General features: G+C 50.3%; 21 protein-coding genes. 12 read left to right on the top strand and 9 right to left on the bottom strand.

Features of this window, described 5'->3' with window-relative positions:
• Positions 1–226: 226 nt before the first annotated feature.
• Positions 227–694, bottom strand: a complete 468-nt coding sequence (gene hycA / locus ACMV8I_RS07230) for a formate hydrogenlyase regulator HycA (RefSeq protein ID WP_498864489.1) — start codon at positions 692–694, stop codon at positions 227–229.
• Positions 695–1,030: 336 nt separating this feature from the next.
• Here hycA and hypA point away from each other — a divergent pair, with 336 nt between their 5' ends.
• From hypA to flhA, 6 genes are all read left to right on the top strand, one after another.
• Positions 1,031–1,375, top strand: coding sequence for a hydrogenase maturation nickel metallochaperone HypA (gene hypA, locus ACMV8I_RS07225; RefSeq protein ID WP_498864488.1), 345 nt, complete (start codon positions 1,031–1,033; stop codon positions 1,373–1,375).
• 29 nt (positions 1,376–1,404) lie between these two features.
• Positions 1,405–2,181 carry a hydrogenase nickel incorporation protein HypB gene (gene hypB / locus ACMV8I_RS07220; protein ID WP_498864487.1) on the top strand — a complete coding sequence of 259 codons (777 nt, stop codon included), beginning with the start codon at positions 1,405–1,407 and terminating at the stop codon, positions 2,179–2,181.
• Entirely contained in the window at positions 2,172–2,450 is a 279-nt protein-coding gene (hypC, locus tag ACMV8I_RS07215; protein WP_498864486.1) for a HypC/HybG/HupF family hydrogenase formation chaperone, read from the top strand. Before hypB ends, hypC begins: the two co-directional genes overlap by 10 nt.
• The gene (gene hypD, locus ACMV8I_RS07210; protein ID WP_498864485.1) at positions 2,450–3,604 is read left to right on the top strand and encodes a hydrogenase formation protein HypD; all 1,155 of its coding nucleotides are present in this window, start codon (positions 2,450–2,452) and stop codon (positions 3,602–3,604) included. Before hypC ends, hypD begins: the two co-directional genes overlap by 1 nt.
• The gene (gene hypE, locus ACMV8I_RS07205) at positions 3,601–4,623 is read left to right on the top strand and encodes a hydrogenase expression/formation protein HypE (RefSeq protein WP_498864484.1); all 1,023 of its coding nucleotides are present in this window, start codon (positions 3,601–3,603) and stop codon (positions 4,621–4,623) included. The genes hypD and hypE overlap by 4 nt, the downstream gene beginning before the upstream one ends.
• Positions 4,624–4,768: 145 nt before the next feature.
• The gene (gene flhA, locus ACMV8I_RS07200; RefSeq protein ID WP_498864483.1) at positions 4,769–6,850 is read left to right on the top strand and encodes a formate hydrogenlyase transcriptional activator FlhA; all 2,082 of its coding nucleotides are present in this window, start codon (positions 4,769–4,771) and stop codon (positions 6,848–6,850) included.
• Positions 6,851–6,948: 98 nt separating this feature from the next.
• Here flhA and ACMV8I_RS07195 read toward each other — a convergent pair whose 3' ends face one another.
• Both ACMV8I_RS07195 and ACMV8I_RS07190 read right to left on the bottom strand, forming a co-directional pair.
• Positions 6,949–8,490, bottom strand: a complete 1,542-nt coding sequence (locus ACMV8I_RS07195; protein ID WP_498864482.1) for an EAL domain-containing protein — start codon at positions 8,488–8,490, stop codon at positions 6,949–6,951.
• A 227-nt stretch (positions 8,491–8,717) separates the two neighbouring features.
• Positions 8,718–9,530 carry a DUF1460 domain-containing protein gene (locus ACMV8I_RS07190; RefSeq protein WP_498864481.1) on the bottom strand — a complete coding sequence of 271 codons (813 nt, stop codon included), beginning with the start codon at positions 9,528–9,530 and terminating at the stop codon, positions 8,718–8,720.
• 196 nt (positions 9,531–9,726) lie between these two features.
• Between ACMV8I_RS07190 and ACMV8I_RS07185 the strand changes: the two genes are divergently transcribed.
• Together ACMV8I_RS07185 and ACMV8I_RS07180 are read left to right on the top strand one after the other, a co-directional pair.
• Positions 9,727–10,089, top strand: a complete 363-nt coding sequence (locus ACMV8I_RS07185) for a hypothetical protein (protein ID WP_498864480.1) — start codon at positions 9,727–9,729, stop codon at positions 10,087–10,089.
• Positions 10,068–10,571, top strand: a complete 504-nt coding sequence (locus tag ACMV8I_RS07180; RefSeq protein ID WP_498864479.1) for a PACE efflux transporter — start codon at positions 10,068–10,070, stop codon at positions 10,569–10,571. The genes ACMV8I_RS07185 and ACMV8I_RS07180 overlap by 22 nt, the downstream gene beginning before the upstream one ends.
• Before the next feature lie 69 nt (positions 10,572–10,640).
• Here the strand turns inward: ACMV8I_RS07180 and ACMV8I_RS07175 are convergent, their stop codons facing one another.
• The gene (locus tag ACMV8I_RS07175) at positions 10,641–11,147 is read right to left on the bottom strand and encodes a phenolic acid decarboxylase (protein WP_498864478.1); all 507 of its coding nucleotides are present in this window, start codon (positions 11,145–11,147) and stop codon (positions 10,641–10,643) included.
• Between the two features lie 151 nt (positions 11,148–11,298).
• Between ACMV8I_RS07175 and ACMV8I_RS07170 the strand changes: the two genes are divergently transcribed.
• The gene (locus ACMV8I_RS07170; protein ID WP_498864477.1) at positions 11,299–12,198 is read left to right on the top strand and encodes a LysR family transcriptional regulator; all 900 of its coding nucleotides are present in this window, start codon (positions 11,299–11,301) and stop codon (positions 12,196–12,198) included.
• Between the two features lie 49 nt (positions 12,199–12,247).
• Here ACMV8I_RS07170 and ACMV8I_RS07165 read toward each other — a convergent pair whose 3' ends face one another.
• Positions 12,248–13,876, bottom strand: coding sequence for a phosphoethanolamine transferase (locus tag ACMV8I_RS07165; RefSeq protein ID WP_498864476.1), 1,629 nt, complete (start codon positions 13,874–13,876; stop codon positions 12,248–12,250).
• Positions 13,877–14,258: 382 nt separating this feature from the next.
• Between ACMV8I_RS07165 and lpxA the strand changes: the two genes are divergently transcribed.
• The gene (gene lpxA / locus ACMV8I_RS07160) at positions 14,259–15,047 is read left to right on the top strand and encodes an acyl-ACP--UDP-N-acetylglucosamine O-acyltransferase (RefSeq protein WP_498864475.1); all 789 of its coding nucleotides are present in this window, start codon (positions 14,259–14,261) and stop codon (positions 15,045–15,047) included.
• Between the two features lie 19 nt (positions 15,048–15,066).
• On the opposite strand, the gene ACMV8I_RS07155 is transcribed toward lpxA, so the two are convergent.
• From ACMV8I_RS07155 to ACMV8I_RS07140, 4 genes are all read right to left on the bottom strand, one after another.
• On the bottom strand, positions 15,067–16,071 hold the full coding sequence (locus ACMV8I_RS07155) for a DUF2891 domain-containing protein (RefSeq protein WP_498864752.1): 1,005 nt from the start codon (positions 16,069–16,071) through the stop codon (positions 15,067–15,069).
• Between the two features lie 29 nt (positions 16,072–16,100).
• A complete protein-coding gene (locus ACMV8I_RS07150; protein WP_498864751.1) occupies positions 16,101–17,048 on the bottom strand; it encodes a DUF979 domain-containing protein in 948 nt (315 codons plus the stop codon).
• The gene (locus tag ACMV8I_RS07145; protein ID WP_498864474.1) at positions 17,048–17,737 is read right to left on the bottom strand and encodes a DUF969 domain-containing protein; all 690 of its coding nucleotides are present in this window, start codon (positions 17,735–17,737) and stop codon (positions 17,048–17,050) included. The genes ACMV8I_RS07150 and ACMV8I_RS07145 overlap by 1 nt, the downstream gene beginning before the upstream one ends.
• A gap of 352 nt (positions 17,738–18,089) precedes the next feature.
• Positions 18,090–18,749, bottom strand: coding sequence for an epoxyqueuosine reductase QueH (locus tag ACMV8I_RS07140; protein WP_498864473.1), 660 nt, complete (start codon positions 18,747–18,749; stop codon positions 18,090–18,092).
• A gap of 212 nt (positions 18,750–18,961) precedes the next feature.
• On the opposite strand from ACMV8I_RS07140, the gene ACMV8I_RS07135 reads away from it, so the two are divergent.
• Complete coding sequence (locus ACMV8I_RS07135) at positions 18,962–19,972, top strand: AI-2E family transporter (protein ID WP_498864472.1); 1,011 nt, start codon at positions 18,962–18,964, stop codon at positions 19,970–19,972.
• A 221-nt stretch (positions 19,973–20,193) separates the two neighbouring features.
• A complete protein-coding gene (locus ACMV8I_RS07130; RefSeq protein WP_498864471.1) occupies positions 20,194–21,252 on the top strand; it encodes an NAD(P)-dependent alcohol dehydrogenase in 1,059 nt (352 codons plus the stop codon).
• Positions 21,253–21,298 lie beyond the last annotated feature (46 nt).

Below are 21,298 nucleotides of genomic sequence, written 5' to 3'. Positions count from 1 at the left end.
TCTCAGTCACACGAATCACTTACCTGAGTAAGCTCATCGCAATGCCTTCGTTTGCCGTCTTTCTGCAATTCGAATTATTTTGGGTAAACCTCGTCAAAGATGACGAAATCGGCACTTAAAATGACATTTCGACATTTGTGTCGGAATTAATCCCACGTTCAAACGGCAGTTCAGCAGCGATAACGCTTATTTTTTTCATGCCGTAAAAATTAATTAAGGGGTCGTTTTAATCCTGCATAAGTAATTTCTCTAATTGCGGCTGAATAGGCTGGTTATTATACAAAGAGTCAAACAGGCACTGATAAATAGCGGAAATTTTAGTCAGATAATGTTCCTGTACAGCATTCTTGTCGCGGATGTCTACAACGCCGTCGAGAAGCCCGTCATCACTCAGCTTTGCTCGGGCAAAGTCTTTAAATATCGGCTCTTCGCTGGCGGGTGCCATATTCAAACTGTAGATAATATCCTGACTGTAAAAGTCGTCGCTTAGATGAACGCTGACCGCAAAATGGTTAAACAACATGAAACGGACATCCTGTTCTTCACTACAGGTAAACTCATGATTTATCTTGTTATTGTATGTGGTTATTGCCTGGATTAAGCTGTTTTTATAGCTGTGCCACTGTGATTTCAGATGATTATTTTTACTGGCAATGAAATCCGCTTTAGTGGTCAGTTCGCTGAGAGTGCTCATGGTGGTTACCCGTTGTTGAGTTCTTTATGGGTGCCATTTCGACATGTCAGATGACGACGAAAATACGGCGCATAAAGCTCTATCAGCATAAAGCGTGCCAGTTACCAGATGTATGTATTAAATTATTTAAAATCAATGAATTAAATTTATTTAAGTGATCTTGTTCATCACTGCAGGAAAATATTGCCATGTCGATGGCAGGTTGTTTCGACAAATATGACGGAACAGGCACGCTACTTTATTTCCAGCATGCTGAATCAGATTTTAATCAGTCATTGGATTCTGGCATTAATATTGCAATAACCCATTTATTGATCTCTGGAGGGACCCGTAATAATGCACGAAATAACACTGTGCCAGAATGCCGTGGAAATAATGCAAGAGTTTGGGCAGCAAAATAATGCCCGGCGAATTACGGCGGTGTGGATGGAAGTCGGCGCATTTTCCTGCGTTGAGCCAGAAGCGCTGAGGTTTTGTTTTGAACTGGTCTGTCGCCAAACGCTGGCCGAAGGCTGCGAACTGCACCTTGACACGCCCGCCGCAGAAAGCTGGTGTCACGATTGCCGACAGGATATTCACTTACTCAGCCCCGGCGTGTTGCTTTGCCCGCAGTGTAGCGGCCGCAATGTGCGGGTCATTGCCGACGATGGCATGAAAATTAAACGTATTGAAATTGAATAACGGGCGTTCATTTGCCTGAGGAGAAAACTATGTGCAGTACCTGTGGTTGTGCCAGTGGCGAACTTCGGATTGAAGGTGTCAGCAGCAAACATTCTCATCAACATTCTCATGATGCTTCCCCACATTCTCATGCGCACGGCCTACCGTTTTCGGCTCGCCGCCTGATTGATATCGAAATGGACGTGCTGGCGAAAAATAATTATATCGCCGCTCACAACCGCGAGCATTTCGCCGCGGCCTCGATTCTGGCGCTAAATCTGGTCTCCAGCCCCGGCTCGGGCAAAACAACCTTGCTGACCAGTACGCTGAACCGTCTTGCGTCACAGCTCGATTGCGCCGTGGTGGAGGGCGATCAACAAACCACCAACGATGCCGATCGTATCCGCGCGACGGGCGTTCCTGCGATTCAGGTGAATACCGGCAAAGGTTGTCATCTGGATGCACAGATGGTTCACGATGCGGTGCATCAGCTGGCACCGAAAAATAACAGCCTGCTGTTTATCGAAAATGTCGGCAATCTGGTGTGTCCGGCCAGTTTTGATCTCGGCGAGCGACATAAAGTCGCCGTTCTTTCCGTGACCGAAGGCGAAGACAAGCCGCTCAAATACCCACATATGTTTGCCGCATCTCGACTGATGATCCTCAATAAAATTGATCTGCTGCCCTACGTCACTTTTAACGTCGACATCTGCATTGCCAATGCACGTCAGGTCAATCCGGAAATCGACGTGATCGCGCTGTCAGCGACGACGGGTGAGGGAATGGATCAGTGGCTGGCGTGGCTGGAGCAGCAACGATGTGCATAGGCATTCCGGGACAAATCGTGGCGCTGCACGAACAGCAGCCCGATCACGCCTGGGCAGAGGTATGCGGAATGCGTCGGGAAGTGAATATTGCGCTGGTCTGTGAGGGAAATTCGCCAGACTTGATCGGCTGCTGGGTACTGATCCACGTTGGTTTTGCGCTGAGCAAACTCGATGAGCAGGAAGCCCGGGAAACGCTGGCGGCGCTGCATGCGATGGCAGAAGTGGAAGCCGACGTCGCGATGTTCCTCGGCAAAGGAGAGACAAAATAATGCGTTTTGTCGATGAATTTCGCGATCCCCAACTCGCCAGGACGCTGATTGAACGGTTGCATCAGCGTGCGGCAGGGCTGCCCTATACCGCAGAAAAACCGATGCAGATTATGGAAGTGTGCGGGGGTCATACCCACGCTATTTTCAAATTCGGGCTGGATAAACTGCTGCCACCGCAGCTGGAGTTTATCCACGGGCCGGGTTGTCCGGTTTGTGTCTTACCTATGGGGCGTATCGACGCCTGTTGTGAAATTGCTGCCCATCCGGAGGTGATTTTCTGCACCTTTGGTGATGCGCTGCGCGTGCCCGGCAAACAGGGTTCACTGTTACAGGCGCGCGAACGTGGCGCGGATGTGCGGGTGGTGTATTCGCCACTCGATGCCTTGAAAATGGCGCGTGAAAATCCTCAGCGCAGTGTGGTGTTTTTCGCTCTCGGTTTTGAAACTACGCTGCCGGTGACCGCCGTCACGCTGCAACAGGCGCGCCGGGAGGGGCTTACCAACTTCAGCGTGTTCTGCCAGCACATCAGTCTGATTCCCACGTTGCGTAGTTTGCTACAGCAGGACGACGTGCGGATTGACGCCTTTCTCGCGCCTGGCCACGTCAGCATGGTGATCGGCACTTCGCCGTACCACTTCATTAATGAACAGTTTGGTAAACCGCTGGTGATCAGCGGGTTCGAACCACTGGATATGCTGCAAAGCGTTCTGATGCTGGTGGAACAAGTTTGCGAGGCATCGTGTAAAACGGAAAACCAGTACCGTCGCGTGGTGCCGGAAGAGGGTAACCTGCTGGCACAGGACGCGATACGTGATGTGTTTCAGCTCTGCGGCAGTAGCGAATGGCGTGGTCTTGGGTTGATTGAAGACTCAGGTATTTCTCTGACCACCGCCTACGCGGCCTTTGATGCTGAACAACGCTTCAGCCCGCAATCGCAGTCGGTTGCCGACGATCCGCGCGCACGCTGTGGCGAAGTACTGACAGGTCGTTGCAAGCCGCATCAGTGCCCGCTGTTTGGCACAGGTTGCACGCCGCATAACGCTTTCGGTGCGCTGATGGTGTCGTCCGAAGGTGCCTGCGCGGCATGGTATCAGTACCGGCATCAGGAAACTCAACACGTGCAAAAGCAAGAAAAACAGAAGGTGACAGGATGAGCCATCGTAACCAAGTGGTCACGATGGCGCACGGCAGCGGCGGGCGTGCCATGCAACAGATGATCGAACGGATGTTTCTCTGCGCGTTTGACAACCCGTGGCTCAACGAGCGCGAAGATGGCGCGCGGCTTAGTTTGGCCGATCTCAGCCGTCAGGGCGATCGTCTGGCGTTTACCACCGACAGTTATGTCATCGACCCGATTTTTTTCCCCGGCGGCAACATCGGCACACTGGCGGTGTGCGGCACGGCTAACGATCTGGCGGTCAGTGGCGCAATACCGGCCTATCTCTCCTGTGGGTTTATTCTTGAAGAGGGCTTACCGCTTGACGACTTGCAGGAAATTGTCAGTGCGATGGCGCAGACCTCGCGGGATGCGGGCATTGCCATTGTGACCGGTGATACCAAAGTCGTTCAGCGCGGTGCGGCGGACAAAATCTTTATTAACACCGCCGGGATCGGCGTGATTCCGACGGCAGTGAGGTGGGCGGCAAAAACCATTCAACCCGGTGACAAAGTCATCGTCAGCGGTACGCTCGGCGATCACGGCGCGACGATCCTTAATCTGCGCGAACAGCTTGGTATGGAGCTTGGTGTTAAAAGTGACTGCGCGGTGCTGGCACCGATGATTGCGCCGCTGCGTGCGCTTTCCGGCGTGCATGCTTTGCGCGACGCGACGCGCGGCGGGGTGAATGCTGTCCTGCACGAGTTCAGCGAAGCCAGCGGGTTCGGAATTTGCATCGACGAAAATGCTTTACCGGTGAAACCGGCGGTACGGGGGATCTGCGAGTTACTGGGGCTGGAACCTTTGAATTTTGCCAACGAAGGCAAACTGGTTGCGGTGGTGTCCGCCCAGGATGAAGACGCTGTGCTAAAAATCTTGCGTCAACATCCTCTGGGGGCCGATGCCGTGATCATTGGTGAGGTGACTGAACAACCGCAGGTATGTTTACGTGGTGCGCTGGGCGTTATTCGCCAGCTCATGTTGCCGCATGCGGAGCCTTTACCCCGCATTTGTTGATCTCGTCAGGGAGTGGTCTGCGATGAAAGAGGTAGAATTTGGGTTATTACCCTGGTGATAAAATTCTTGCTACCAAAACTTATGTTACAGAACCTCTTTTACTAAAAAACGGGTATCCAGAGCTAACGCTATGCAGAGTGCAACAATGAGTATCACAAAACATAAAGGACTATTGGAACTGACGCGCACGTTGCTGCTGCAACAGACCATGACATCGCTACTGGAAACCCTGACGCAGGTAGTCCAGAGCGCGGGTATCGCGGAAGCCGTTACGCTGGTGCTGTTCAACAGCAACAGCGACCGCGTCAGTTTTTACGGCATCGATCCGCATCATCAGCCGGTCAATTATGAAGATGAAACCCTGCTGGCGACCGGGCCGGTGCATAGCCTGCTGAACAACCCCAAAATGCAAATCTGGCGCAGTGAAGCACTGAATCTGCGTTACCCGCAACTGGCGGCACTGAATTTATATCCGTCGTTTACGGGATATTGTCTGGTGCCTTTGCTGGCGTCTTCCGGCCTGCTCGGCGGCTGTGAATTTATCCGTCACCATGAAGATCCGTTTAGCGATGAAGATAAAGCCGGTTTGCACGAACTGTGCATGCTGGCCGCCATTGCGGTCGAACAGATCCAACTACGTGAAAGCGCGCTGTTTCAGCAATCTTTGCTGCGTCACGAACGCGATGATTTTAGTATTCTGGTGGATATCACCAACGCGGTACTTTCTAAGCTGGATCTCGACGAGTTGACCGGAGAAATCGCTAAAACGATTCATCATTTCTTTCACATCAACGCCATCAGCATTGTGCTGTGCGATGCCGATAAAGACAGTAAGCAAGCCAGCGTCTACGCCACGCATTACGTGCAAACACACGTCGCCGAACGGGAGCAATCACGCATAATGCTGGACGGTTCGTTGGAACGACAAGTGATGAAAAGCGGTGAGATGTTGCTGACCAATATACGGCCTTCCGCAGAAGATGAAAGCGAGGAGAGCACGTTGCTCAAGCTATTATGGCGCGACCAGACACAAACGCTGTGTATCCTGCCGCTTCGCTTCGGTCATAAAACGCTGGGTGTGCTGAAGTTGGCGCAGTGCCAGCCGGACAATTTCAATTCGGCTAATCTGCGGGTGTTACAGCAAATTGCTGAGCGTATTGCCATTGCGGTCGACAACGCGCTGGCCTATCGGGAAATCAAAAGTCTGAAGGAAAAGCTTCAACACGAGAATCTGTATCTGACCGAGGAGATCAACAGTAATAACCCGGATTTTAGCGACATCGTTGGGCGCAGCCCTGGCATGTCATCGGTGCTGAAACAGGTGGAGATCGTGGCGAAAAGTGATTGTTCAGTGCTGATCTTAGGTGAAACCGGCACTGGCAAAGAGCTGATCGCACGCGCGATCCATAACCTCGGCGATCGCCGCGATCAGCGCATGGTGAAAATGAACTGCGCCGCCATGCCTGCCGGACTTATGGAAAGCGACCTGTTCGGCCATGAAAAAGGCTCATTTACCGGTGCAACGGCGCAACGCATGGGGCGCTTCGAACTGGCAGACAAGGGTACGTTGTTCCTCGATGAAGTGGGTGAAATTCCTCTTGAGCTACAACCCAAACTGCTGCGGATCTTACAAGAGCGTGAGTTTGAGCGGGTGGGTGGAAACAAGCTGATTTCGGTCAACGTGCGGATGATTGCCGCGACTAACCGCGATTTGCAGCAGATGGTCGCCGACAAAGAGTTTCGCAGCGACTTGTTTTACCGGCTGAACGTTTTCCCGATCGTCATTCCGCCCCTGCGAGAACGCCCTGAAGATATTCCGCAACTGGTGAAATTCCTGACCTATAAAATCGCTAAACGCATGAAGCGCACCATTGACAGTATTCCTGCCAGTACCCTACGTCATCTAAGCCAGATGCCCTGGCCGGGCAACGTGCGTGAACTGGAAAATGTCATTGAGCGCGCCGTCCTGCTGACGCGTGGCACTGTTTTGGATCTGCAACTTCCCGAACTCAACTATTCGCTGAGTACTCTGCCGGTGGTTGAGCCTCTGGCGAGGACTCAACCTGTTGCGCACCTCAGTGACGACGACGAACGCGAGCGCATTATTGCGGTGCTGAAAGAAACCAACGGTGTGGTCGCTGGGCCACGTGGCGCGGCTCAACGTCTTGGGTTAAAGCGCACGACGCTGCTGTCCCGGATGAAGAAGTTGGGTATTACTTCGCATTAATAACCCGTTATTATTTTTACCCTCATCTCCTATTTAGAATCCGGGGTGGTCACCGAAAGCGGCCCCCTCTTTTCGCGCTTACTCAACTCATTTCTCGTTCAGTTTTTAGGTTCTAACCACTGGCGGTTGAATTCTTCCAGTGGCATCGGTTTGCCGAAGAAATAACCCTGCAGGTAGTCCAACTGGTAAGGCGCGAGGTAGTCGATTTGAGTCTGAGTCTCGATGCCTTCAGCCACAATGACCATCTCCAGGCGTTTTGCCAGATCGATAACGTTATCAACAATATGACCCGAAAGGGAATCCGTACCGATACGGGCAATAAAACTTTGGTCGATTTTCAGGAAGTCGATGTGAAACTTCTGCAGATAGGTCAGGCTGGAGTGACCGGTGCCGAAGTCATCCAGAGCAACCAGCACCCCCAGACGCCGCAGGGCTTTGAACAGGTTATCGGTAATAGGACTTGGCACAATCAGTTCGCGTTCAGTCAGTTCCAACACCAGTTTGATGGGTTTGATTTTGAAGGCATGAATAAAAGCTTTGCAATCTTCTACGAGACTTAAATCTTTAAAATGATTGGCGCAAATATTAAACGCAAAATGAAAATCATCCGGCAGTTGTGCAGCCAGCGGGGCATAAATATCACGGGTTTGCGCCATCAGTTGGCGGGTCATGTCGATAATTAAACCCGTCTCTTCGGCCAGCGGAATAAATTGATAGGGCGATATCAGACCCATTTGCGGATGTTGCCAGCGCATCAGTATTTCACCGCCGGTCATCTGATGAGTCGTGCCGTCGACCACTGGCTGAATGTAGGGGACGAACTCATGGTTTGCCACGGCGGCTTTCATCATGGCCAAAGGCGTACCGACACGACCCAGTGCCAGGTAGGTCATGATACCAACGAACAGACCTAACAGAGGGAACAAAAACAGGCTGATGGGCGAGTAGTAAAGGGCTTGACGCCAGTGGCTGGTATGCTGAATAAATAACATCACCTGATAAGGGTAATGTGAAGAAGCGTGCTGGATCTTTTCACCGTTTTTACGGTAAATACCGTCGTGCACTTCTCCCTGAGTATCCAACCATTGGTCGCCAACTTGTAGCATTATCTCGACGTGGGTGCTTAGCAGGTTGAGAATATTGTGCAGGTAATAGCCGTCAACGCCAACCAGGATACTATTTTTACCTTGCTGGTCACGGTAGACAATCAGCGGGTGATCGGGCGTAACGTCATTACCACTCATCAGTAAAAGTTGACCGCCGACGTATTCATTATTGTCAACGATGCCAGTGCTGGGGCCAAATAACGTCGTACAGTAAATATCTTTTCCTCCGTTCGTCGCCAGATTGATGGTTCGAACGTTCGGCATCACCACAGTCTGGCGACGTAATTCCAATACTACTTTCTCACTACAGGGCTGCCCAAGTAAGGGTTCCACGGCTTTTGCCGCTTTTTCAGCATTATTGAACATCATATCAATTTGCTCTACGGCCATACTAAGGCGCTCATGTGCGTCATTTTTCAGACCGTGCGACGTTTGCCAGGAAACAGAAAAAATACCGAGCGCAACGATCAGCAGAGAGGCGATCACCGCAAGGATGATGCGGGTATGTGATTTATTGATGTTAGCTCGGAACAAAAGTAAGTGATCCCTGTGCTTTTAAAATAGCGTGTTGATATGGGTTTAATATAACCTATTTGCCGGAAACCGATTTCAAAAAAATAGGTAACTGTGCCGGCCCCCCAATGAGACTATCAGTGATTTTGTGCGGTTGCGGTTATCACACGATCCCTTTAGCGGGCTACAATTTGTAGGATCACTCTTTACGCCGTTAATCAGGTCGTCGGTGATAGCGCTTGTCGCAATCAGCTAGGGTTAACCAAATTACTCGTTTCCCGGAGAACGACAATTCCTGGTTTTGAACTCATATATTCCATAAGCGGTGAGTCTACTACTTCCCTATTTTTTGACAGCGAGGATGCATTTCTGAACCAGACTTTTCCGCCTTCCTTTACGACGATCCCAACATGAGAAACATCCAACCCGTCAAGTGGTGTGTATATACCAATAAAATCTCCAGTGTCTAGCCTATCAAGCACCTTTTCGTTTATGGCATTACCTGGAATATAATATATAACGCGTGGAATAATACCGAGACCTGGAATATATTCACCACCTCCGGGTTTACTGTTCAGTTCCTTTCTTACGGTGATGTAATTGGGGCTGATATCTCTGGTGACATCGACAGCATTTCTGGGCGAGGTGGCGAACCAATCAGAGAAAAAATGCTTTCTGCTAAGATAGTCTACATGGCCGTTAACATATCGCGTTCTGACCAGATGATTTAGAAACGTTTGCTGATCGCTTGCGCGAGAGAGTGCTGCAACATAGTCAATCAGAGTGAAACAGTCGACGTCATTAAAATTTGCAACCAGGATTTCTTTGGTATCTGGAGAGCCGACAAGTGAATCTGCACGGTATGGTGTGCCAAGGAACGCTGATGAGACTGACTCAATGATAAGACCGTGTTTTTGTTTTTTTGCCGGGATGACGCGAGTGTGAATAATCTCATTCACTTTTTCAGCAGTAGGTGTATCGATTTGAGTCTGATATTTTTGCCCGCCTGCTGAGCAGGAAGCCAGACATACTGACATCAATAATAAAACAGGTATTTTCATTTTTCTTTTCCATAAGTTTTTTTCCTTCAGTTTAAGAATATCAGATTGAAGTTTGCTGAAATGAGTAATAAGTGTTGGTTTATGAACTGTTAATACAGCGGCGCAAGGTAATACCCTGTAGCGCTCACTCGTTTATGGATCGTTGACGTAACGCTGCTATCATCAGCACCGCAAATAATGAATAAGGTAGGAATTGATGCTAACTCGATGGATTGTTATTGCTGCGATGAGTTTATTGGCCGGCTGCGTTGACCTGGGCCATGTTGGGAGCCACCCGCAGTTAAAAGAAGCCTGGTTCCCCGCTAACGTTGAAAAAACATATACGTGTCTCTATTCGGCTGCCCTGGTGAACCATTTGCGTCTGGAAGAGGATGAATCTCTGCCCGGCGGCCGTAGACGATTTAATCTTCTGAACCAGAACGATGAGTTGGTGGCCTGGTTAGATATGGCCCGTTCAGGTAAACAAACCGACGTTGACTTTTTCTATGGTCGTAATGATAAGCCAATCGAACAGCGGCTGATGGCGATGATTAAACAGTGCCGACAGGAACTGAACTGAAATATAGAGTCTGGAATATTGGAGCGGTAATGCAGGTTGAATTGAATAAAAGCACCAGAGAGCGGATTTTTCATGCGGTATTGTTTGAGCTGATTGGCAATATTCTCATTACGTTGTTTGTTGCATATATTCTAAAGGTTTCGCTACTCCAGTCTGGAATGCTATCGGTGATTTCTGCGTTGATGGCAACGGTCTGGAACTACATTTTTAATAAGATTTTCGACGAGTTGCAAAAGCACTATGCGTTCGAGCGTAATTTCATGGTGCGGCTGCTGCACGCTGTTGCATTTGAGATCGGCCTGATTGTTACGCTGACACCGGTAGTGATGGTATTGCTTAATCTGTCGTTAATTAACGCATTTTTTGTTGAAATAGGGCTAGTGCTATTTTTCCTGCCCTATACCATGATTTATAACTGGGGCTACGATTATATCCGAGGGCTTCTTATGCTCAGGCAACGGCAGTCGGGCGCTATAGAGTAAAATTCTGTTCGTTACGCGTGATCCCGTCTGCCGTTTTTAGATGCATTTCAAACTATGTAGCCGGGAGTCTCAGCGTAAACCGGCCGGGAAATCTTTCGGCAACTCGCTGGCCGCGCAGTTGATAACATCTTCGTTGTTTTCACCACAGTCGCGTACAAAGCTGATGGTGGCGAATTCGTCGATGACTTCTGTCGGGTAAGCCGGGCCTGCATCTCGCAGCGCCTTCATTTCATCAATGTGGTCGTTCTGGAAGCAGACGGTTTTTTCTGGATTGTTCATCACCCAGCGTGGGAAGAAGATAGTGCCATGGAATACCTTGTCGGCCAGATTGGCGATCAGGCTAACGTCGGTGCCGGTAGGTTCAGTCCAGGATATTTTGTAGACATCCTGACCGACGCGCACGATGTACGCCAACTGGTTTTTTACCCAACGGTTTCCAACCAGCCCGCTGTGAATACGGTAGTCGAGCGTGGTGGCATTTTTGACATAAATTTCATAGTTCCAACCGTTGTCATAGGTGTAAACCAGATGTTTACCAACGAAACCGCTCAGGTCATGTTTATCAAAGCTGCTCATGTATTTATCCTTGAAGTGTCTATTTACTGTCGATGAAATGATCCTACTCTTCCATTTTTTAAATAAAAAACGCTTATTTTTGATGAAACACATCTAAAATTCAGATGTGTTTGGGTCGTATTTGACAGATATACCTTTTGGGGAGAGGCAGATGGCAGTACCGCAAACCACGCTTGAGCAATGGTTCGTTTTGCAGACGGTAATCGAGAAGGGAGGATATGCGCAGGCGGCGTTGCATCTGCATCGTAGTCAGTCTTCGGTCAGTTACGCTCTGAGCAGTTTGCAGGAACGGCTTGGTTTGCCGTTGTTGGACATCGTTGGCCGTCGGGCGGTGCTTACTGAGCAGGGGCAGGCGTTGTTGGCGCAGGTCCGACCGCTTATTGTGGCATTCATCCAGCTTGAGCAGCGTGCTGCAGGGTTGAAAGATGGAGGGCGTACGCAGTTGAGCCTGGTAGTAGACAGCGTTTTTCCAAAGCGTCAGCTGTTTTCTGCGCTAAAGATTTTTCAGCAGCAATTTCCGCAAACGCAGGTACACCTCACTGAGATTTTGCGAACTGAAGATGCGCGCCAGCTTTCCGAGCGGGCGGCTGATGTCTATATCACCACGCTGGCGCCGGAAAATACCCTCAGTGGCCACTGGCTGTTGGACGTGGATTTTATTCCGGTTGCGAGCAGCAAACATCCGTTATTGCAGCTGTCAGCAAACCTTTCGGGTGCCGATCTGGCACGTTTCCCTCTTATTACTATTGCTGACCGTGACGCGCAGCGCTGGGAAAAACAACGGCTGGACGCCGCGAGCAGTTGGACGTTTACCACGGTTGAAGCCGCAGTGGATGCAATCTCTGTCGGCGTAGGCTACGGCTGGATGCCGCTTGAGAGGGTAAGGCGTGCGCTGGAGAACGGCGTGCTGTGCCGGTTGCCGCTGGCGGCGGAGACGGTGCGCCAGACGCCCCTGTATCTTAGATTTGGCGCGGGTTCCAATACGCTCGACCACACGGCGAGTACGCTGGCGCAGATTGTGATGCAGGAAATTGCTGCCACATCGCTATGAGCCTTTCCTCGCCAGCGTAAGTGAAACCCGCTTTTAGCTAGCGCTGCTATTAACCTGTTTTGCAATCGCGCAAGATGTTCAACTGCGGATCAAGTTCGGAAGTCTGTACGTTCATGGCATCCAGCACGGTATGGAACAGGTTGTCCTGAGACACATTGGCTTGGGTGCCTTTGTGTTTCAGACACTGCAGATTGATGCCGTTGGCTTCGACATAACCGGGCGAGAGCCAGAACAGCATCGGCACATGGGTTTGCTCTGCCGGGGCGATGCTGTAAGGGGTGCCATGCAAATACAGGCCATTTTCCCCCAGGGATTCACCGTGATCGGAGAGGTAGATCACCGCTACGTTGTATTTGTCCTGATACTGTCTGGCCTTTTCGATGATTTGTGACACCACATAATCAGTGTAGTGCAGTGTGTTGTCATAGGTATTGACCAACTGTTCATGCGAGCAGTTCTCAATGTCGCTACGCGGACAGTCCGGCATAAAAGTGCGGAATTCTGGCGGGTAACGTTTGTAGTAGGTTGGACCGTGGCTGCCTATCAGGTGCAGTGCAATCAGCGTACTCTTACCGTCATTTTTAATGTCGGCATCAATGTTGTTGAGTAATGCCATGTCGTAACAGGTATCTCCGTCACAATACTTGCCATCTTTGGTGGTGCTGATGATCTCATTCGACACCCGGTCACACACGCCTTTACAGCCTTCATCATTGTCTTTCCAGAAAACGGAAACCCCAGCTTTCTGCACGATGTCCAGTACGCCTTCGCTATTACGGGCGCGGTTGTTGTCGAAGTCTACCCGCTTCATGTTTGAGAACATGCAGGGAACGGACACGGCCGTTGCCGTTCCGCACGAGCTGGTATGACTGAAATAGGCTACGTCCGACACCTTTTGCGTGAATTCGTTGGTCGGTCGGTCATAGCCGTTGTAAGACTGGTTCTGAGCGCGCGCCGTTTCGCCGATGACCAGGAACAGCAGGGTCGGTTTCTGGCCCGGTTGCTGAACTCGTTTTGCGTCATTGCCGATGTTCTGGAAAGGTCCGGTGTGGGTAAAGTAGCGGTGGTTGTAGTACTGGAAGGCGCTGTATAGATAATTAGTCGGTACAATTTCAAGATTGAGCGTGCGGTTATTTCGTCCGACTGACGCGTAATCCTTGTAATAAACGCCGGCAACCGAGGCCACCACCAGCAGGGATAGCACCATCGATAACAGGCGAACTCCCAGACGTTGAAGCGCGGTCTTTTCGTATTTTACCGGAGTGAAAAACAGCAGGACTGCAGGCAACACGCCGGTCAGCAAGAACCACAGCACGACTGAAATATTCAGATATGACGTGGCTTCACTCTGTTGGGTTTCGAGAATGTTCTCTATCATCCCGCGATCAAAAATGATCTGGTACTCGTACATCGCGTAACTGGCCAGTGCGCTGACCTGCAGAATGATGATAAAGAAAGGTTTAAGTAATGGTCGAAAACTGAAAAGCGTGAAGACGAAATTCAGCGCGGCGAAGAGCACCAGCGGAATAGTGATGGCAAAACCGATACTAAAGGCAGGAAGCGCGTGAAGAATCCGGTAAAAATGCAACAAAATCGGAAAGTTAACGACGAAGACAAAATAGAGACTCAAAAGTAAAGTCAGAGAAAGGTAACTGACTCTAGGCGTGAATTTGCGCAAAAAATAACTCCAACTAAAAGGCAATTCGCTGAATGAATTAACATCAAAAGCGGACGGTCAGGTAAAAAATGGGATGACACCATCAGGATGACTGAGATCCTAATTGCGCAAGCTTAAGAAAGCCTTAATCCTTATGCACAGGTTTTCCAGGAGAGATAAAGTTCATAAAATAAAAAAAATATAAAATAGCCACTTAGCTGTTCGCCCAACGTATGCTGAGTGACGTGTGCAATAAAATGGTCAGATGAATTGACCGGCATACACACTGCGTGCTTTCTGAATGCCTTTCTGTTTTTTCAGCGCGACTCCAATTTTCTGTCGATTTTCCTTTTGTGAAGACGATCACTGATGCCTATTTTGCAGGTGTCTGGAGGCTTTTGCGTTGATTTCAATCACTGCTATCGTGGCAAGTAACTCTGTTATTGCCACCGGTGCCACTCTGGGGGCCCATGTTCGTATTGGTGCATTTTGCGTCATCGAGGCTAATGTCGTGATCGGCGACGGTTCGATCATTGCCTCCCATTCTGTGATTAATGGTCACACCCGTATCGGCCGCAACAACGTTATCGGCCAGTTTGCGTCGATAGGCGAAATCAATCAGGATCTGAAATTCCGTGGCGAACCTACCACCGTGGTGATTGGTGACGACAACCAGATTGGTAAAAACTCCACTATTCATTGCGGCACTCTGCAGGGCGCGAAAAGTACATGGATCGGTAACCATAATCGGTTGTTATGCAATGTGCATATTGGACATGATTGTGTGGTGGGAAATTCGACACTAATTGGTGACAACAGTGGGCTGGCCGGACACGTAGTGGTCGGTGATTTCGCCCAGATTGGCTCAATGAGTGCGATTCATCAATTCTGTGTGATTGGTCAGGGAGCGCTGATAGCCGATCAGTCCGCCGTAGTGCAGGATGTTCCACCCTATGTCTGCGCCAGCGGTAACCATGCAGTACTTGAAGGATTTAACGCCCTGGCGTTGACCTTTATGAACGCCAATTTGCCACTGAAGCGAATATTGTTGTCAATTTATGCCAAGCTGTTTCATGACCGCGTGGCGATCGATGATGTTAAATCAGAAGTCCTGCGACTTAGCGAGGAGTACCCGCTACTGTGCTGCTTTAATGAATTCTTCGATCTTTCGAAGCGCGGGATCATTCGCTAACCTCCCGCACGTCGTTAAGTCAGGCTTCCAGCGCCAGCAACGCAAAGGTAGCGAGCCAGTGTTGCCCCATGTAATCGGCGTCGAGATGCGCCATCGCGCTGGATAAATGCCGCTCTGCGCTATCATGCAGTGGGGCTATGCGAGGGTCACCTGCCGGTAGGACTGCTGCCAGCGATCGCTGGCACCATGCGCGGCTGAGGTTCAGTCCGTCAAGATGACCGATTTTACCGTCTGTCCTGTCTGTCACCGTCGCTGGGGTAAAAAGTGCCGCAGGTTGGCACCGTGCCAAATCCGGCAGAAATTCACCAAACCATATTATAAACGCCTCTCGTGGCAGTACCCGACGCATCAGTTCTGCTTCCATTAATGACGGGGATAAAAACTCGTCGCCACCTGGCTCCCACGCCTGACAGTTCACATCCTTTAAATGCCAGCCACGGGCGGTTTCTTCAATCAGCGTATTTAAAGCGGTGTGGTTGATGCTGCGTGAGTAGTCCAGGGTCAGCGACAGGGCGAATGCTGTATTGAAATGGCTGCCGACGCGCAGCGGATAAGTGGCCTTGGGTAAAAATTCGCTGAAACAGTTTTCGAAAAAATGGCTCATTGGCGCAAGGTTGTTCGCCCAGCCCGCGGCTTGTGGCAGTGACATGCTATTCAGCTGTTGAGTCAGCGCGAGGAACCACGCCCAGCCATAAGGTCGCTCGAAACCGGCATGCTGCGGCTGTTGCAGATACTCCATTTCGCCCGCAACATTTTTTACCGTAAAGTGCCGGTCAACCACGTCAATAATTTCTGCCGCCTGCGGTAACTGTGGGTAGCGGTCTACCAGCTTCAGCAGCAACCAATAACCGTGTACACAAGAGTGCCAGTCGTAGCTGCCGTAAAAAATCGGGTGCAGCTCTCGCGGTGTTTTGGCGTCCTGCGGACTGCTCATCGCGTGCATCAGTTTGTTAGGGAATTCGCGGTTCAGATGATCCAGTGCCATCAGGGCAAAACGAGACGCCATTGCTGGCGTCATATGCATTGTCATTTTTCTCTTCTCTGTTTCAGGCGTTAAAAGCGAAACACTAACAGGTACATCAGCGCGGTATTGACCAGTAGCAACAGGGCACCTGTCAGCCACTGTGCTTTGATAACGCCATTTTTGTCCTGGAGCTCAAGCAGTGCTGCCGGAACAATATTGAAATTCGCTGCCATTGGTGTCATCAGCGTACCGCAGAAGCCGGAAAGCATACCGATAGCGCCCATGATGGCAGGGTTACCGCCGAGCTGGTTAACGATAAGCGGCAGGCCGATACCGGCGGTCATCACCGGGAATGCAGCAAAACCGTTACCCATAATGATGGTGAACAAGGCCATACCGAAGGTGTAGGCAACGACTATTGCCAGCGGTGAGCCCAGAGGAATCACATTTTTGACCAGATCTGCTACTACGCCACCAACGCCAGCCAGTGCAAATAGCGCGCCGAGGGCTGCCAGCATCTGCGGCAAAATAGCGGCCCAGCCGACGGTATCCATCATTTGTCCACCGGCCCGGATGGCTTTGAGCGGTGAGTCGCGCAACATCGCTAGCGCCACCACGAAAGCCACCAGAGTTCCCAGAACCAGAGAGATCAGCGTGACATTTTTTGCTTCCACCAGTGGGGTGTATTTCAGGGTCAGCGTGCCGATGAGGGTCACGACAGGGATTAGCAGAGCAGGTATGAACAGTTTATTGCGGTAAAGCGAGGCACCAGATTCTCGCTGGGCGACCGCTGCGGGCTGTTCAGTATCCGTTTTCCCCTTGCCGAGTTTGCCGGTGCCGGCAATCACCGCCAGCAGAATTGCCAGACAGCCGGTGACAAAATGGGGCAGTACACCGCCGAACAAAAAGGTAACGCCATAAGCGCCCCAAAACAGCGCGTTGATCCAGCGGCGGCTGTTGGTTTTATCTTTCAGATTGAAAATCGCGAAGCCGCAAAACAGCAGGCCTGCCAGAATATAAAGTGATTGAAGATTGATCATGGCGCAACGCCCCCGTGCTGGCTGTCAAAACGTTTTGCCAGCGAGCGGTCAAGCAGCCAGAGGCGGATAAAGTGAATGATTAACGCGGCGATAGCGGTTGGGATCGCCCAGACCGACAGGTGCAGAGGTTCGACGGAAATGCCGTTTTGTTCAAGGAAGCCTTTGATCAACAAGATGGACTGCACGGCGATGAAGATATCTTCACCAAAGAATACCGCAATGTTGTCCACGGCGGCCGCATTGGCGCGGATTTTCTGGCGTACATCGCTTGGCAGATCACCGTATTTTGTAACGGCGGCGGCTTCTGCCATCGGTGCTATTAGCGGGCGAACCATCTGAGCGTGGCCGCCGAGTGAGTTCAGACCCAGCGCTGCAGTCATCTGGCGCAAAAAAAAGTAGAGCATCAGAACGCGGCCGGTGGTGGCGGCGTGAATTTTTGAAATCAGATGGCTGGCCTGCTCTTTCAATCCATTACGCTCAAGTAATGCAATGACTGGCAATGTCAGCCAGATGAGACCCATATAACGGTTGTCAGCAAAGGCTTTGCCGAACGCGCTGATAATTTCTACCGTCTGCATTCCTCCGGCAATACCGGTTGAAATACCCGCGATAGTGACCACCAGCAGTGGATTAAAACGTAGTGCAAAGCCCAGCACTACGATCGGGATGCCTATTAGTACCCACATGCTTATTACCCCTGTTTTCTATAAGGTGTTTGTCGACCCAAAAAGTCACTTGTCTTTATATTTTTTAAGCGTCCAAAAAATTTATAATAACTTTAAGTTATTAATTAGATTGATATCGAATAATGAACGCCCTGGGTCGGAAAGTATCAAGCACGTTTGCCGAGTGCAAGGCTCAGGCTTTATGCCATACAGAAGGGCTGGCAAGGTTTATTTAGGTTACAGGGACACGCGGCAGAATAAATAACTGCCCTTAAGCGTGAGATGAGTTCATTTGGCGGAGCATTTGGCAATATACCAGTGAGATTAACCCGTTCACTTAACCGGGTCTTATCCAAAAGAGGGGCGAAAAAACTTATTCGTCGTCTTCGTCACCGTAGTATTTGACGCCAAGCTTGATCAGATCGCGGCCCTGGGATTTTCGGTGCAGGTTGCTGTCGCGCAGCGAATAGACACAGCCGCAATATTCCTGCTGATAGAAGCGCTCACGTTTGCTGATTTCTACCATACGCGCTGAGCCGCCTTGCTTGCGCCAGTTATAGTCCCAGTAGACCATGCCCGGATAGGGCGCGGCGGCGCGCACGCCACATCCGGTGATCTGCTTCATATCTTTCCAGCGTGAGATACCGAGACAGCTGGTCATTGCGCTGAAGCCATGTTCAAAAGCATACAAGGCCGTTCGCTCAAATCGCATATCAAAACACATGGTGCAACGAATACCGCGCTCAGGTTCTTTTTCCATGCCGCGCGCGCGTTCAAACCAATTATCGCTGTCGTAGTCCGCATCAATAAAAGGAATGCCGTGCTGCTCGGCGAAGCGCATATTCTCTTCTTTACGCAGCGTATATTCTTTTTGTGGATGAATATTTGGGTTATAGAAAAAAATAGTGTACTCAATACCAGAAGCCTGAATAGCTTCCATTACTTCGCCGGAGCAGGGTGCACAACAGGAGTGAAGTAATAATCTATTGTGTCCATTGGGAAGGGACAGTTTCTCGCGGATCAGTTCTGACATCTTTTTCGCCTATGACTAAGATTTTTATAAACATTGATTGTTCATTAGGGTTGATGCCTATGATAAAAGACTGTGGATGAGTGTCAAAAATTTCTTATCGGTTTCACCGGCGTACGCAATGCCCTAAGAAACAACAGTGCTATGATATCGGTCGGGATGTTGACCGAAGAAGCGGGACGATGACCGGCAATTGAATGTTAAGGATGCAGGCAATGCAATTAATGAGATCGCATCACATCCGCTGGCTCAGTTTGTTTATCGTGATGGGCGGTTTGTTACTTATTCTTCCTCTGCATTTACTTGCGTGTTTTATCGCTGGTTTTGTAGTGTACGAACTGGTCAATGGGCTGACACCGCACTTCCAGAAAGTTATCAGCGGTGAGCGCGCCCGCTGGCTGGTGGTGGCGTTGATCAGCACCATCGTGGTTAGTGCACTGATTATGGCAGTCGTGGGGATCACCAATTTTCTCATGCAAGATGTGAGAAACCCAGCGGCATTCAACGCGATGGTTTCCCGGTTGCTAACGGATGCACAAAGCCGGATTTCACCCGTGATGCTGCACTATATGCCAGCCAATATAGAGGAGTTGCAGCGTGAGTTCCTGCAGTGGCTACGTCAGCACGTTGCGATGATCCAGACCGTCGGGAAAAACGCAGCACATGCTTTTGTCACCATGCTAATTGGTATGATTTTAGGGGCCATTGTTTCCCTGCAACGTTACGATAAGGAAGCGCAGCATGCGCCACTGAAAAGTGATTTGCTGCAGCGTATCCGCCTGCTGGGAGATGCATTCCGCAACGTAGTTTTCGCTCAGTTTCAGATTTCACTTATCAACACCGTGCTCTCGGGCATTTTCTTGTTTGGTATTTTACCGCTGTTTGATATTCACCTGCCGCTGGCAAAAACCTTGGTGGTATTCACCTTCGTCTGCGGACTATTGCCGGTGATTGGTAATCTGATTTCCAATACGGTCATTTTCATCGTCGGCCTGTCTCTCTCTTTATGGGTAGGCGCGCTGGTGCTGGCGTACCTGATTGTGATCCACAAGGTAGAATATTTTCTTAATGCGCGGATTGTCGGGACACGAATCAACGCCAAGTCGTGGGAAGTCCTGCTGGCGATGCTTATTTTTGAGTCGGCCTTTGGTTTGCCGGGTGTGGTTGCCGCGCCGATTTATTACGCGTATCTGAAAAGTGAGCTGAAAGCTGCCCGTTTGATCTGAGCGCCTTTCTCGGTTAATCCTCCCCCTTGCCGCCAGCGACGTGCCATTCCTGCCACGTCGCTGTGCTGACCTTAGCCATATATCCTGAAAAAAACAGATTCAGGCAAGTAATGGCGAGGATCGTTATAACGATTTTATCTTTCCGTGGTCCATACTTCTTAACGTCAGCGCACCTTGCGCTGACGAATTTCGTCTATTGATCACCCCTCAGGAGAAAACTGATGACCCTTAACGTCCGAGGTTTTGCTGCAACGTCCGCTGATGCGCCGTTGGCACCCCATAATTTTGTACGCCGCGACCCGCGTGATACCGACGTCGTTATCGACATTTTGTATTGTGGTGTTTGTCATTCAGACATTCACCAGGCACGTAATGAATGGCATCAAAGTATCTATCCGATGGTGCCAGGGCACGAAGTGATCGGCCGTATCACTAAAGTCGGCGCCAGCGTAAAAGGCTTCAGCGTCGGCGATACCGTCGGTGTCGGTTGTATGGTCGATTCTTGTCAGCACTGTGAGTCCTGCGCAGAAAGCCTGGAACAGTACTGTGAAGAAGGCGCGACCATGACCTATAACAGCTACGATCGTCATGACAACATGATGACCTATGGCGGTTATTCCGAGCAGATCGTGGTCGCTGAGAAGTTCGTGCTGCGCGTGTCTGACAAATTGGATATCAAATCCGCTGCGCCACTGTTGTGTGCTGGTATCACAACCTATTCACCGCTGAAGCACTGGAAAATTGGTAAAGGCCATAAAGTGGCTGTCGTCGGTTTGGGCGGTCTTGGCCATATGGGTCTGAAATTTGCTAAAGCGCTGGGCGCTGACGTGACTTTGTTCACCCGTTCCGCAGGCAAAGAACAGGAAGCATACCGTCTGGGCGCAGATCACGTCGTGCTGTCAACGGATGCAAAACAGATGGAAGCGGTTAAAAACCACTTCGACTTCATCCTTGATACCGTGCCAAACCAGCACGATCTGAACCCGTATCTTGAAACCCTTAAACGTGACGGAACCCATATTCTGGTTGGGTTGGTCGAGCCTATTGAGCCTGCACTGCACAGTGGTGCACTGATCATGGGCCGTAAAACCGTGGCCGGCTCACTGATTGGTGGTATCGCGGAAACTCAGGAAATGTTGGATTTCTGTGCCGAGCACAATATTGGTTGTGACGTCGAAATGATCGACATGCAAGACATCAACGGCGCGTATGAACGTATGCTGAAAAGCGACGTGAAATACCGTTTCGTGGTGGACATGGCTTCGCTTAAAAACGCGTAACTTTGAGCGGATAGTGTAAGAATGCGTCGAGATGCGCCTGTGGTTT

The sequence above is a fragment of the Ewingella sp. S1.OA.A_B6 genome (assembly GCF_049889095.1).
In the GTDB taxonomy this organism is placed as follows: Bacteria; Pseudomonadota; Gammaproteobacteria; order Enterobacterales; family Enterobacteriaceae; genus Ewingella.
Note: the sequence above shows the minus strand (reverse complement) of the source record. Positions and strands in the feature narration are given on the sequence as shown.

What these genes read in the sequence shown, in the direction of transcription:
- hycA (WP_498864489.1), bottom strand. Translation starts at nt 694, where the DNA reads ATGAGCACTCTCAGCGAACTGACCACTAAAGCGGATTTCATTGCCAGT.
- ACMV8I_RS07145 (WP_498864474.1), bottom strand. Translation starts at nt 17,737, where the DNA reads ATGTGGGTACTAATAGGCATCCCGATCGTAGTGCTGGGCTTTGCACTA.
- hypC (WP_498864486.1), top strand. Translation starts at nt 2,172, where the DNA reads ATGTGCATAGGCATTCCGGGACAAATCGTGGCGCTGCACGAACAGCAG.
- ACMV8I_RS07130 (WP_498864471.1), top strand. Translation starts at nt 20,194, where the DNA reads ATGACCCTTAACGTCCGAGGTTTTGCTGCAACGTCCGCTGATGCGCCG.
- ACMV8I_RS07175 (WP_498864478.1), bottom strand. Translation starts at nt 11,147, where the DNA reads ATGAGCAGCTTTGATAAACATGACCTGAGCGGTTTCGTTGGTAAACAT.
- ACMV8I_RS07170 (WP_498864477.1), top strand. Translation starts at nt 11,299, where the DNA reads ATGGCAGTACCGCAAACCACGCTTGAGCAATGGTTCGTTTTGCAGACG.
- hypB (WP_498864487.1), top strand. Translation starts at nt 1,405, where the DNA reads ATGTGCAGTACCTGTGGTTGTGCCAGTGGCGAACTTCGGATTGAAGGT.
- ACMV8I_RS07185 (WP_498864480.1), top strand. Translation starts at nt 9,727, where the DNA reads ATGCTAACTCGATGGATTGTTATTGCTGCGATGAGTTTATTGGCCGGC.
- hypA (WP_498864488.1), top strand. Translation starts at nt 1,031, where the DNA reads ATGCACGAAATAACACTGTGCCAGAATGCCGTGGAAATAATGCAAGAG.
- hypE (WP_498864484.1), top strand. Translation starts at nt 3,601, where the DNA reads ATGAGCCATCGTAACCAAGTGGTCACGATGGCGCACGGCAGCGGCGGG.
- flhA (WP_498864483.1), top strand. Translation starts at nt 4,769, where the DNA reads ATGAGTATCACAAAACATAAAGGACTATTGGAACTGACGCGCACGTTG.
- ACMV8I_RS07155 (WP_498864752.1), bottom strand. Translation starts at nt 16,071, where the DNA reads ATGCATATGACGCCAGCAATGGCGTCTCGTTTTGCCCTGATGGCACTG.
- ACMV8I_RS07190 (WP_498864481.1), bottom strand. Translation starts at nt 9,530, where the DNA reads ATGAAAATACCTGTTTTATTATTGATGTCAGTATGTCTGGCTTCCTGC.
- ACMV8I_RS07135 (WP_498864472.1), top strand. Translation starts at nt 18,962, where the DNA reads ATGCAATTAATGAGATCGCATCACATCCGCTGGCTCAGTTTGTTTATC.
- ACMV8I_RS07140 (WP_498864473.1), bottom strand. Translation starts at nt 18,749, where the DNA reads ATGTCAGAACTGATCCGCGAGAAACTGTCCCTTCCCAATGGACACAAT.
- hypD (WP_498864485.1), top strand. Translation starts at nt 2,450, where the DNA reads ATGCGTTTTGTCGATGAATTTCGCGATCCCCAACTCGCCAGGACGCTG.